This window comes from Pseudomonas sp. D1-36, from assembly GCF_051132205.1.
Classification (GTDB): Bacteria; Pseudomonadota; Gammaproteobacteria; order Pseudomonadales; family Pseudomonadaceae; genus Aquipseudomonas.
This window is the reverse complement of sequence record NZ_CP071674.1, coordinates 2078151-2090907: the sequence shown is the minus strand read 5'-3', so window position 1 is coordinate 2090907 and position 12757 is coordinate 2078151. Positions and strand designations below refer to the sequence as shown.

Annotated in this window: 12 protein-coding genes; 5 read left to right on the top strand and 7 right to left on the bottom strand. The window is 63.0% G+C overall.

The features are described from left to right. Positions 1-50 precede the first annotated feature (50 nt). From J3P76_RS09465 to J3P76_RS09450, 4 genes are all read right to left on the bottom strand, one after another. Positions 51-689, bottom strand: coding sequence for an antibiotic biosynthesis monooxygenase (locus tag J3P76_RS09465; RefSeq protein WP_434606563.1), 639 nt, complete (start codon positions 687-689; stop codon positions 51-53). After that, positions 682-1095 (bottom strand): DoxX family protein, encoded by a 414-nt coding sequence (locus J3P76_RS09460; protein ID WP_434648160.1) that lies wholly within the window; start codon positions 1093-1095, stop codon positions 682-684. Before J3P76_RS09460 ends, J3P76_RS09465 begins: the two co-directional genes overlap by 8 nt. Continuing rightward, positions 1092-2039, bottom strand: coding sequence for a LysR family transcriptional regulator (locus J3P76_RS09455; protein ID WP_434559605.1), 948 nt, complete (start codon positions 2037-2039; stop codon positions 1092-1094). The genes J3P76_RS09460 and J3P76_RS09455 overlap by 4 nt, the downstream gene beginning before the upstream one ends. Before the next feature lie 129 nt (positions 2040-2168). Next, positions 2169-2990, bottom strand: a complete 822-nt coding sequence (locus tag J3P76_RS09450) for an alpha/beta fold hydrolase (RefSeq protein WP_434701779.1) — start codon at positions 2988-2990, stop codon at positions 2169-2171. 245 nt (positions 2991-3235) lie between these two features. Between J3P76_RS09450 and J3P76_RS09445 the strand changes: the two genes are divergently transcribed. Beyond that, entirely contained in the window at positions 3236-6046 is a 2811-nt protein-coding gene (locus J3P76_RS09445) for an ATP-binding protein (protein WP_434701778.1), read from the top strand. On the opposite strand, the gene J3P76_RS09440 is transcribed toward J3P76_RS09445, so the two are convergent. Together J3P76_RS09440 and J3P76_RS09435 are read right to left on the bottom strand one after the other, a co-directional pair. Beyond that, on the bottom strand, positions 5993-7477 hold the full coding sequence (locus J3P76_RS09440) for an ATP-binding protein (RefSeq protein WP_434701777.1): 1485 nt from the start codon (positions 7475-7477) through the stop codon (positions 5993-5995). The genes J3P76_RS09445 and J3P76_RS09440 overlap by 54 nt on opposite strands. Before the next feature lie 183 nt (positions 7478-7660). Continuing rightward, entirely contained in the window at positions 7661-8611 is a 951-nt protein-coding gene (locus tag J3P76_RS09435; protein ID WP_434606571.1) for a GlxA family transcriptional regulator, read from the bottom strand. 235 nt (positions 8612-8846) lie between these two features. Between J3P76_RS09435 and J3P76_RS09430 the strand changes: the two genes are divergently transcribed. Beyond that, entirely contained in the window at positions 8847-9569 is a 723-nt protein-coding gene (locus J3P76_RS09430) for a pirin family protein (protein WP_434559615.1), read from the top strand. Positions 9570-9634: 65 nt separating this feature from the next. Here the strand turns inward: J3P76_RS09430 and J3P76_RS09425 are convergent, their stop codons facing one another. Continuing rightward, positions 9635-10510 (bottom strand): LysR family transcriptional regulator, encoded by an 876-nt coding sequence (locus J3P76_RS09425; protein ID WP_434606575.1) that lies wholly within the window; start codon positions 10508-10510, stop codon positions 9635-9637. A 111-nt stretch (positions 10511-10621) separates the two neighbouring features. Here J3P76_RS09425 and J3P76_RS09420 point away from each other — a divergent pair, with 111 nt between their 5' ends. The 3 genes from J3P76_RS09420 (at position 10622) to J3P76_RS09410 (ending at position 12751) form a co-directional block, all read left to right on the top strand. Then, entirely contained in the window at positions 10622-11827 is a 1206-nt protein-coding gene (locus tag J3P76_RS09420) for a YbfB/YjiJ family MFS transporter (RefSeq protein ID WP_434606577.1), read from the top strand. A gap of 138 nt (positions 11828-11965) precedes the next feature. Continuing rightward, positions 11966-12367, top strand: coding sequence for a hypothetical protein (locus tag J3P76_RS09415; RefSeq protein ID WP_434606580.1), 402 nt, complete (start codon positions 11966-11968; stop codon positions 12365-12367). 177 nt (positions 12368-12544) lie between these two features. Continuing rightward, positions 12545-12751: a hypothetical protein gene (locus J3P76_RS09410; RefSeq protein WP_434606582.1), complete on the top strand. Its 207-nt coding sequence runs from the start codon at positions 12545-12547 to the stop codon at positions 12749-12751. Positions 12752-12757 lie beyond the last annotated feature (6 nt).

Below are 12757 nucleotides of genomic sequence, written 5' to 3'. Positions count from 1 at the left end.
AGGATCCGGCGGCAAGCAATTGGCGGCGCAGTGGATCGGTTGGGTCGTCGTTATTGGCCATGGCCGGGCTCCAGGTGTTCGTGGGTTTTGGAGGATTCCAACCAGGGCGCGAACAACCGGGTCGCCAACGGCATGCACACGTACACCACCGAGAGCACGATGGTCACGGTGATGAGGAACGTGGCGACCACGTAGTTGGACAGAAATGCGTTGAGCTGCAGCAGCGGGCCCCAGAGCAACGGCACCAGCAAGGTGTGCGGCAGGATGACCAGCAGCGTCACCACCGATTGCTTCCAGCGCGGTGGCGGCGTGGCGGCATCGGCCAGCGGGGCGAACCAGAATTCCTTATGGGAACCGACCTCGATCTTGTCGCCGTCGGCCAAGAGTGGCGCTGCCTCGGCCACCAATTCACGACGCTCGGAGGAATCCAGCCAGCGTTGCATGGCCTCGGTGGAGCGAAAACGCAGCACGCAGGTAAACAACGACAGTCCGTCCTGCTTGCCCCGCACAACGTCGACGCCCAAATGGCCCGGCCACTGGCCGGCCACGGTGACGATGCGCCGCAACCAGGCCTCATAGGCATCGTTCTGCCCGGCTTTGATCCGGTGCTTGACCACCAGGGTGACGATTTCATCGAAACCGGGTACCGCCGGGCTCGCGGTGGATCCGAGGGTTTGGGACTCAGGCATGACGCAGCACTCCAGCAAAGCGCGCGTTCATCGCCAAACGTCCAGGGCCGGCAATGAACACGCTGGTAAATATGATCAACAGCAACCAGCCGAACTGGCCTTCTTCCAGGCTCCACTGCGGATGCACGACCAGCAGCGCCACGGCCAGCAGGAACAGGATGGGCAGGCACGCCAACCGCACCAGCACGCCGGCCATGATCAGCAAGGGACACAGCACCTCGGCAAAAATCGCCAAGACCAGCGTGGTCGCCGCGCCGAGGTGGAACGGGTCTTCGATGCGGGTCAGCTCGGCGCTGTAATTCAGCAATTTCGGCAAGCCATGCACCCATAACAGGAACAGCGCGCCGCTCAGGCGCAGCAACAGCAGGCCAAGGTCCTGCAAGCGGCTTTCGTCAGTGGTATTCATCGGTGGGCTCCGGCCGGGTCCGTCGAAGCGGCGGCCGGCAGCGGTTGGGACATGTGGGCCGCAATGCGCGAGCGCAGCCAGCGCTCGGCGGGGTCGTTGTCATGCACGCCGCTCCAGACCATCGACAACTCGGCGGCATTGATTTCGAACGGCGGATCTTCGGCGCGTAACGCGCACCCTTCCACCAGTGCGCAGGCGGCATAGTCCGGCACGGTGGCGATCAGCTCGGTGCCGGCCAGCAAGGCGCGCAGCCCGCTGAATTGCGGCACCGCCAGCACGACCTTGCGCGCCCGGCCGATGCGGGCCAGGTCCAGGTCGATGTTGCCGCTCAGGTCGCCGGAGAACGAAACCATCGCATGGGGCCGCGAGCAATATTCGTCCAGGGTCAACGGACCCGGGCGCTTGTCGCCACGCAAGACCTTGCAAGGAATGTCCCGCAGTTTCTTGCGCTTGGCGTTAGCAGGGAGATCGGTGGTGTAGCTGACGCCGACGCTGATCTCACCGCTGGCCAGCAGCGACGACATCAGCAGGAAATTGGCCCGGCGCACCACCACGATGATGCCCGGTGCTTCCTCGCGCAGTTGGCTCAGCAAGGGTGGAAACAGGCCGAATTCGGCATCGTCGGACAGACCGATGCGAAACACATCGCAACTGGTGGACGGGTCGAACGCCTTGGCCCGGCTGACCGCACCGGAAATCGTGTCCATGGCCGGCTGCAATTCCTGCAGGATCGCCAGGGCCCGAGGCGTCGGTTCCATGCCCCGGCCATGACGGATCAGCAGCGGGTCATCGAACAGATCCCGCAGCCGCCCAAGCGCCGCGCTCACCGCCGGCTGGCCCATGAACAGTTTTTCGGCAACGCGGGTCAGGTTCTTCTCGAACATCAGCGCCTCGAAGATCACCAGCAGGTTCATGTCGAGACGGCGTAGATCATTGCGGTTCATGGGTGTTGTTCCTGTTTTAACTGTGGGAGCGAGCCTGCTCGCGAAGAGGCCGGCACGGCAAATATCGATGCAAGCTGAGCCACCGCCTTCGCGAGCAGGCTCGCTCCCACAGGTCTTAGCTTGCTTGCGTCAGCCCTGGATGAACGCCAACAGGTCCGCGTTCAAGCGGTCCTTATGGGTATCGGTCAGGCCATGGGGCGCGCCTGGGTAAACCAGCAGCTGCGAGTTCTTGAGCAATTTGGCGGCCGCGATGCCGGCGGTTTCGATCGGCACGACCTGGTCGTCATCGCCATGGACCACCAGGGTCGGCACGTCGATGTTGCGCAGGTCGTCGGAAAGATCGGTCTCCGAGAACGCCTTGATGCAGTCGTAGGTGTTCTTGTGGCCGGCGAGCATGCCTTGCATCCAGAACCAGTCGATCATGCCTTGGGAGACCTTGGCGCCCGGACGGTTGGCGCCGAAAAACGCGCTGGCTACATCCTTGTATAGCTGAGAACGGTCGGCCAGGGAGGCCTGGCGGAAACCGTCGAAGACTTCGACAGGCAAGCCACCGGGGTTGGCCGCGGTCCTGAGCATCAGCGGCGTGACAGCCGAGATCAGGCCAAGCTTGGCGACGCGGGCGGCGCCGTGACGGCCGATGTAGCGGGCCACTTCGCCACCGCCGGTGGAGAAGCCGAGCAACACGGCGTTCTTCAGGTCCAGGCGTTCGATCAGCTCCGCCAGGTCGTCGGCGTAAGTGTCCATGTCATTGCCGTCCCACGGCTGGCTGGAACGCCCATGACCGCGACGGTCGTGGGCAATCACCCGGTAGCCATTGGACGCCAGGAACATCATCTGCGCCTCCCAACTGTCGGAGTTCAACGGCCAGCCGTGACTGAAGACCACCGGTTGACCAGTACCCCAATCCTTGTAGTAGATCTCTGTGCCGTCGCGGGTGATGAATGCGCTCATGACATGACTCCTTGAGGTGGGTGGATTGCTCCATGGTCCGGTCAGGGGGTGTATATGCGTGAGTTAAACGTTGTTAATTTTTTCGGGACGGTGGTGTTAAAAGCCCCAATGAAGATTGCTTTTGTAGGGGGGATTTGTATCTGTCGATGGCTCTGGATAAGGCTGTTCACCGTTGCGCTTGTCACCAAACCTGACGAATATGCTCAGGTACAGCCATCTCCAGGGAACAGAACAATGAGCGCGCCATGAGCCAGTACCTCAGCCTGCCCGTCGAAAAGACGCTGCATTTCGGCCCTTACCGGGTTCATCCCCGCCAGCGCCTGGTGCTGGAGGGCGGGCAGCCGTTGCGCCTGGGTCGGCGCGCGGTGGAGATTCTATTGGTGTTGCTCGAACACGCAGGCCAAGTGGTGAGCAAGCAGCAACTGATCGCCCGTGTCTGGCCCAAGAGCGTGGTGGAAGACACCAACCTTCGGGTTCACGTGGCGGCGCTGCGCAAGGCGTTGGGCGATGGACAGGCAGGCCAGCGCTACATCGTCACCGTGGCGCAGCGCGGCTACAGCTTCGTCGCGCCGGTGACTTTCGAGTCGCCCGAGCCACTGGCACGTATCCCCCACCCTGCCCTGGCGCGCAACCTGCCGCCGCGCCGAACCCGGGTGATCGGGCGCCAGGGGCTGGTGGAAAGCCTGGTCGCCCAGTTGCCGCGAAAACGCTTCATCACCCTGGTCGGCAGCGGCGGCATCGGCAAGACCACCGTCGCGTTGCGGGTCGCCGAGCGGCTGATCGGCCATTACCGCGACGGCACGTATCTGCTGGACCTCGGCTCGCTCAATGACCCTTCCATGATCGCGCCCAACCTCTGCGCCCTGTTGGAGCTGTCGCCACAAGACGGCGAGCCCTTGGAAGCCGTCGTCCGGCCCCTGAAGGAACGGCATCTGCTGCTGGTGATCGATACTTGCGAACATCTGGTCGACGCCGTGGCCCTGCTCTGCGAGACGCTGCTGCGCGCCGCACCGCACTTGCATATTCTGGCCACCAGCCGCGAAGGCCTGCGCGCCGAAGGCGAACATGTGCAGCGCCTCGATTCACTGGCGATCCCACCCCGGGGGATGGTCATCGAAGGTTATCCGGCCCTGGAATATCCAGCGCTGCAACTGTTTGCTGAACGTGCGATGGCCAGCCAGGACGACTTCGAGCTGACCGACCATGAGGTGCCGCTGATCGTCGACATCTGCCAGCGCCTGGACGGCATTCCCCTGGCCATCGAACTGGCCGCTGCCCAGGTCGGGCACTTTGGGCTGGAGCAGTTGTGCCGGCAACTGCGAGACAGCGTCGCACTGCTCGACCATGACAAGCGCGCCAGCGCACCGCGACAGCAGACCCTGCGCGCCACGCTGGACTGGAGCTTCGCGCTGCTCACTGCCTGCGAGCAGACCTGCCTGCGGCGCCTGGCGGTGTTCATGGGCAGTTTCAACCTCGCCTCGGCGGCGGCCGTCATCGTCGGCCAGCATGTCGCGCCCGACCAGGTGCTGGTATCGGTCAGCCAGTTGGTCGCCAAGTCGCTGCTCAACGTGGAGATCGGTGACGACGAGGTGCGCTACCGCCTGCTGGACACCACGCGCAGCTACGCGTTGGAAAAACTGCTGGAGACAGGCGAACTGGCCGCGAGCCAGGCGCGACACGCCGAACGTTGCCTGACGTTGATGGAACAGGCTGAAAAAGATTGGGAAACCACCCCGACGCAGCTTTGGATCGCGCGCTACGCGTCCTACCGAGACGACATCCGTGCGGCGTTGGACCGGGGGCTGGCTGCCCACGGCTCCCACGCCGTGGCGATCCGCTTGACGGCCCGTAGCCTGCCCCTCTGGCAGGAGCTGTCGCTGCTCAAGGAACATGGCCTTTACGTGAGCAAAGCCCGGGCCCTGCTGCACGGCACCGCCTCGCCATGCCCCAGGTTGACCCTTGCGCTGGAACTGGCCCACGCCAGTCTCAACTACCACACCGAGGGCGGCACGCCGGCCACGGTCGAGGCGTTCGTCACGGCCCGGCGCCTGGCCCGGCAGTGCCACGACCTGGCCGGTGAGCTGCGGGCCGTGTCCGGCCACATGGCCGTCAACCTCAGTTGCGGCCGCTACCAACAGGCGCTGGAACAATGCCAGGACTTCGACCGGCTGGGCCCCCCGGGCGACCCGGTGCTGTCCCTGAGCACCCAGCGCCTGCGGGTGCTGGCGTTGCATTTCATTGGCGACCAGGGCGCGGCGCGGCGCGATGCCGAACAGGTCATCCAGCGCCTGGCCCAGAACGGCCACCTGGGCCGCTTCACCCACGGTTTTGGCGTGCAGTACGAACAGAGCGTGGCGGCGCTGACAATCCTGGCGCGCATCCTCTGGCTGCAAGGGTTCGCCGATAAAGCCCGGCGCACCGCCAATCTCGCGCTGCAGATTGCCCTGCAGATCAATCACGGTCTTTCGATTTGTTACACGCTGGTGATCAGCGGTTGCTTGATCGCCCATTACACCGGCGAACATTCAATCGCACGGGAACGGCTCGGTATGTTGAAACACCAGGCCCGGAAGCATTCGGTGATGTTGTTCCATGAGTGGGCCTGCCAGTACGAGAACGCGTTCGATGGAGCGTCCCTGGAGGCCTGCCCGACCAAGAGCGGCTTGATGCAGGACATCGTCGTGACGCTGCGGGCGGATGCCGTGGGACCGGGTCAGATCGAACGCGCCCATAGCGGCGCCGCAGGCTGGTGCTGCGCCGAGATCCTGCGAGCCAGCGCCGAAGCCCTGTTGGCGCAGGATGACCCATCGGCCGAAAAACAAGCCGAAGAGCAACTGCTCGCCGCCCTGGCCGTCGCCCGGCAGCAAGGCGCGCTGGCGTGGGAATTGCGCAGCGCCTTTTCCCTGGCGCGGCTGTGGCAACGGCGTGGCCAGGATGAGGCCGCCGCGGATCTGCTGCGCCCCGTCTATCGGCGTTTCAATGAGGGCTTCGACACGCCCGACCTAAAGCAAGCCGACGCGCTGCTGCGTACGCTGGATGGGCACCTCGGGTCTTGACCGGGTTTGCCACGCCTGTTGCAGTGCGTAACGCCGATGCCAAAGCGGCCACTGCCCACTGTGACGCAGTTTCTCCAAAGCATAGGCGCGGGTGGTGCGCAGCAGATGGAAACGCGTCCCTTCGGCGCGTTGCTCAACCATCACCAATGATTGGATGACCAACCGCGACAACAACCAGGGCAATCGTCCCGCTTCCACTTCAGGGCAGCTGATCACCGCCAGGGCGGTCTTGAGGCTGAACCGTTCTTCGAACACCGCCAGGCGTTGGAACACCGTTCGCTCATCGTGGCTCAAGCGCTCGAAGCTCCAATCCAGGGCAGCTTCCAGGCTACGGTGGCGAGGCACGGCGGTTCGACGTCCGTGGCTCAGCAGCGACAGACCATGGTCCAACTGCTCCAGGACCCCGGCCACGCCCAGCACATCGACTTGGGCCGCTGCCAGTTCCAGGGCAAGCGGCAACCCGTCGAGGCGCCGGCAGATCTGCGCAAGGGCCGCCAGGTCGCGTTCTCCCGGCTGGAAACCCTGCTGGCGGGCGCCGACTCGCTCGACCAGCAACTGCACCGCCGGGCACCCCAGTACATAATCGGACTCATCGGCCGACGCCATCCCCAGACCGGACAGTTGCACGACATTTTCGTCGGCCAGGTTGAGGATTTCCCGACTGCTCACCAACAGTGATACGCCAGGCGCCCCTGCGCGCAACGTCAAGGCCAATTCCCGGCAGGTATCGATCAGTTGTTCACAACCGTCGAGCACCAGCAGTATCCGACGGGCTTGCAGCTGCTGGGCCAAGCAACCGTCCGCCAGGCCCAGGGCATGCTTAATCCGCAGCGCAACCTGCGCCGGGTCGCCGATGCCGGCCAGGTCGATAAACCAGGCGCCATCGGCAAAGTGCTCCAGCAACAGTTCCGCCACCCGCAACGCCACGGTGGTCTTGCCGATGCCACCCGGGCCGGTGACGGTGGTGAGGGATTGGCGCGGCACTTCCACCAACAGCCGGCCCAGGATTTTGTCGCGACCGATCACCGGGCTCAGCCGGGCGGGCAGATTGTGCCGTTCGGAGGGCTCCGCGCTCGATGACTCGCCCACGGATTCCAGGGTCAGGGGCACCGCAAAACAGTAGCCCTGGCGAGGATGATTGAGGATGTAGCGATTGCCTTCGCGCGTCTCGCCGAAGGCCCGTCGCAGCGCGGCGATGTGCACCCGCAGATTGATGTCTTCGACCACGCTGTCGGGCCAGACCTGGTCGATCAGCGCTTGCTTGCTGACGAAAGCGCCGGCGTGCGCGACCAGTATCTGCAGGATGTCGAGGGCGCGACCGCCCAATGCCAGAGGTTGACCTTCGCGAGAGACCAGCCGCTGCTGTCGGTGAAAGACGAACGGGCCAAAGCACACCGTTGGCCCGGTGCAGGGTTTGACGAAACTGTTCATGAGCGATCCAGCGCCAGATGACCGGTCCAGGCATGTCGTTGCGAAGCGCCGCACGCGTCTGCCCTGGCTCTCGCGCATCCTTTCCAGAGGGTTCGCGGTAATCTTGGCAGTCCTGCGCCCGATAACAATGCTGGCACAGGCCCCATCACGGACATCACGGTGCCCTGGACGGACACCCGAGGCTCAACTGAACTGCTGGCGGTACTGGATCGGCGTCAGGCCAAGCTTTTCGCTGAACAGCTGACGCATGTGCCGCACGCTGCCAAAGCCACTGCGAAACGCCACGGTCTTGAGCGGCAAGTCGGTGGATTCGAGCAACTGACGCGCCCGATCGATGCGCGCCCCTTGAAGGAATTCCATGGGCGTCATCTTCACTTCGCGGACAAACAGCCGGGCAAAATGCCGGGTGCTCATGGCCGCGACCGCCGCCATGCGTTCCACGGTGAAGGGCTCCTCCAGATGCTCCATCACGTGGTTCTGCACCCGCGTGACCGCCGACTCCTGGGCCGCCACGGTCGCCACCAGCGGGCTGAACTGCGCTTGCCCGCCCTGGCGCTTCATCAGCACCAGCAGCACTTTGGCGACGTCCAGCGCGACTTTGCGGCCGTGGTCCTGGGCGACGATGGCCAAGGCCATGTCGATGCCGGCCGTGACACCGCCGGAGGTGATCAGCCGTCGGTCGCGCAAGAAGATTTTGTCGGTCTCGATCAATGCCTTGGGAAAACGCTGGATCAAGCGCTCGGTGTAGTGCCAGTGGGTGGTAACCCGGTGTCCATCGAGCAACCCCGCTTCGCCGAGCACAAACGCGCCGGTACAAATCGAGCCATAGCAGGTGGCCCTTGGCGCCGCCGCCCGCAACCATGTGTGCAAGCCCGGGTGCCGGTCGTTATAGGCACCGGGACCACCCGGCACGAGCAGTACGTCGTAGGCGGCCCAGGCCTGGTCGATATGGATATCGGCATGGACAGTCACACCGTTGGACGCCCGCAACGGGCCTCGCTCGGTGCCCAGGGTCAGCAACTGATAGTGCTGGTCGGGTGCAAGAAAACGGTTGGCGATGGAAAACACTTCAAGCGGCCCGGCCATGTCGAGCAGCAGGAAATCGGGGAACAGCACCATTGCTACGGTTTTCATGGGAAGACGCCAATCGAGAAGAACATGCCGGACCCTGTGGGAGCGAGCTTGTTCGCCTGCACAAGGATCATCGGTTGGCATTATGACCAAGCGAAGCGCCCGCTGCGAGATTGTCCACTCATAACGGACAGTATTTCCCTATTCACCTGCTTATTGAACAATACGATAACCATTAACCTTCTTCTGAACCCGGCGAACGGCCACGGCCACCGCCCACTGAACCAGGAGAATTTCCATGCTGACCCTACGCAAAGCTTCTGATCGCGGTATCGCCCGTCACGGCTGGCTGACGTCGTTCCACACCTTTTCGTTCGCCAGCTACCGCGACCTCAATCAACAGGGTTTTTCCGACCTGCTGGTGATCAACGACGACCGGGTCGCCGCCGCCAAAGGTTTCGGCCAGCACCCACACCGCGACATGGAGATTTTCTCCTACGTGCTCGAAGGGGCGCTGGAGCACAAGGACACCTTGGGCACAGGTTCGGTCATTCGCCCCGGTGATGTGCAATTGATGAGTGCTGGCAGTGGCGTAGCGCACAGTGAATTCAATCACAGCGCCGACGAGCCGGTGCATTTCCTGCAGATCTGGATCGTGCCCAACGTGGTGGGCGCCACGCCGCGTTATCAGCAGGAACATTTCAGTACCGAGCAAAAACGTGGTCGCCTGCAATTGATCATTTCGCCGGACGGGGCCCAGGGATCGCTCCACGTTCGCCAGGACGCGCGGGTTTATGCCGGGCTGTTCGACGGCCAGGAAAGCGCCACGCTGACGTTGGCTGCCGATCGTTATGCCTATGTCCACGTGGCCCGGGGCAGCGTAGAGCTCAATGGCGTGCCGTTGCACGAAGGCGATGGCGTGCGGGTGCGCCAGGAACAGGTACTGACGCTGGGCAATGGCCAGGATGCCGAAGTGCTGGTATTTGACCTGCGGCCGCAGGAACTGCCGCAAATGCCGTGAGGCCAGTGTGCGGGACATCCTGTGGGAGCGAGCTTGCTCGCTCCCACAGGTTCTCTTATCCAGCGTTATTCGTTTTCCTGGGAAAACGCCGCGACAATCTCATCGATCACCGCCCGCACCCGCGCCGTGTGGCGCAAGTCCGCATGGGTCACCAGCCAGACCTCGTACGGCAGCGGTCGCGTGCGCTCAGGCCATAGGCGCACCAACCCGTCGCGTTCGCCCATGTACACCGGGATTTCCCCCACTCCGATACCCGCCGCAATCGAGCGACGCACCAACAGGCTCGAACTCAGGCTGGCAACGATCCGCCCGCGACTGACCGGCTCGGCGACCAGGGTAAAATCTTTTTGCGCCTGCAAATACGGCTGGTAGACAACTAGGTCATGGCCCTCGAACGCGCTGCCCGGCGTCGGCTCCCCATGGACATCGACATACTCGCGCGCCGCGAACAACCCCACCGGCCAGCGCGCGATCCGCCGTGCGATCAGGTCAGGGTTTTCTGGCCGGGTGTTGCGCACGGCAACGTCCGCTTCGCGCTTGACCAGGCTGATGATCTGCGTGGAGGCGTCCAACTGCACGCGCACGTCCGGGTGACGTTGGTGCAGGCGGGCAATGGCCGGGATCAGGAAGTCGATCGCCAATGAATCAGTCGTGGCGACGCGCACGTTGCCCACCAGTCGATCGTCCAGTCCTTGTATCCGACGCTCCAGTTCCAGGGCCGACTGCTCCATTTTTTCCACGGACCTGAGCGCGGCCTCGCCCATTGACGTCAGGGCATAACCGTCGGGTGTGCGCAGAAACAGCGCGGCGCTCAGGGATTTCTCCAACGCGGCGATACGCCGGCCCACGGTCGCCTGGTCCACCCCCAGCACACGCGCCGCGCCTCGCAGGGTCGACTCCCGACACACCGCCAGGAATACCCGCGCATCGTCCCAATTCATCCGTCCTCCTATCGATGCATAATTGCATCGCTGCGCCGCGTAATCGCTGCATAAACGCAACAACGATAGCCGATATGCTGGGCGCCATAAACCTTCTATGGGATCGCTACCATGCGTACATCATCCGCGGCGCTCGCTTCATCTTCCACGGGCATCTGGCTACCGATTTTCGCTGGCCTCTGTGCCAGCCTCGTCAGCATTGGCCTGGCGCGCTTCGCCTATACCCCCTTGATTCCGCCGCTGATCCAAGCGCATTGGTTCAGCCCCGGCGACGTGGTCTACCTCGGGGCCGCCAACCTTGTCGGATACCTGATCGGCGCCCTGCTCGGCCGGCCGATGGCCCGTCGACTGTCCCATAAAAACGCCTTGCGACTGATGATGCTGGCCGTGACGGCGGCGTTTTTTGCCTGTGCCTTTCCTGTGTCCGTGGCTTGGTATTTCGCTTGGCGATTGCTGTCGGGCATCGCCGGCGGCGCGATCATGGTGCTGGTGGCGGCCACCGTGCTGCCCCATGTACCTGCCGCCCGCAGGGGGCTGGCCAGTGGCGCGATTTTCCTGGGCATCGGGCTGGGCATCGCCGGCTCCGGAACCCTTGTGCCGCCGCTGTTGAGCCTGGGCCTCGAAGCCACCTGGCTCGGGCTCGGCGTGCTGTCACTGGTCCTGACCGGGCTGAGCTGGTTCGGCTGGCCGCAGGATCTGCCCCAGGCAGCCGTGAGCGTGAAACATGACACGCAAAAAGCACCCATGCCCCGCGCCGTCCATCAATTGTTTGCACAGTACGCATTCATGGCGGCGGGGTTGGTCCCGGCGATGGTGTTTTTGGTGGACTATGTCGCCCGCGGCCTTGAGGCCGGCGCCCGTGTCGGTGCGCTGGTATGGGTGATGTACGGCTTGGGGGCGATTATCGGCCCGGTGACCTATGGCTTCCTGGCGGACCACCTGGGCGCGCGCAAAAGCATCCGATGGGTGCTGGCCGTGCAGGCGACTGCCCTTGTCTTGCTGGCGACCGCCCATTCATTCCTGGCGTTGGCGCTGCTGGCTGTGGTCATCGGTTCGTTCCCACCGGGTATCGTGCCGCTGGCCCTGGCCCGGGTGCATGAACTGGTACCGAACCATCATGGCCAGCAAGTCGCCTGGAGCCGGGCGACCGTTTCATTCGCCACATTTCAGGCGGTGGCGGGTTTTGCGTATTCGGCGCTGTTCAACGCCAGCGGCGGGCATCATGGGCTGCTGTTTTTGATTTCCGCAGGCGCAATTGTCGTCGCGTTGCTGGTGGACTATGTTCCTTCCATTGCGAGTTATGTATCAAAAGATTAAAGTTCCGCACGATCGTCGCCGCCCGACCAACGGTCAACTTTGTCATCATCTTGCAATGTTGACTCGGGCCGACAAGCCAAGCAGAATGATCTCACTTGGCCATCATTCTTTGTTGCAGGCCAATCACGGAAGAAAGAAATGAAAAGGATTGTTTCACTGGTCGCCGTCCTGACCGCTTACCCAGCCGCAGCGGACGTACATAAAATTCAGTACAGCTACGATGATTCGAATGCCGAATACGCCATCGTCTCGTTCGTTGAAAGTGGTTCGGCTGTACAGGCCACGGTAAAAAGAACCGGTGCCTATTTCACCAATTACACAAAGCTTGAACTTGATTGCGCCAGTCGCAATGTCCGTCACATGGGCATGTATAACAGCGTCGAGGGATTGGAAAAGGCTGATTTCGACCAGATGCAGGGCCGCATCGTCGAGGGCTCGATCGCTGACGAAGTGGGCAAGGTGCTCTGCAAAGGCACTACCCTGACCGCCTCGCAAATGGAAGAAGTGCCAACCGAAAATCTGCTGGACGACCAGGGCTGAACCAAAGCCGTTTCCTGGAAGCTTTCTGACATGGAATGTCTGCGCAGTTGATCGACGAGGCTCGCAACCGCTCGCCATCCGCCGCCTTAAGACTCTTTTATTTCTGCCCAGACAGAAAAAAAGCCAACCTGACCGATAGCTTGAACACCCGTCTTTCACGACGGGCGGGGAATTGCAATGCACGCAAGAAAGATCTTCGAACTCCTGATGTCGTCCCTGGCCTATGTCCTCATCTCCTCGCTTTGGTTCGCCTACGCCGTGCCGGGGATGGTCGAGCTCGACTCTGACTTCTCCCTGATAACGGCCGCCTGCGGCTCGATTATCTGGCTGTGCGCCACGGGTTGTATCGCCTTGTACTTCGTTCAGAAAATGCGTACCGCCTGACAAGGC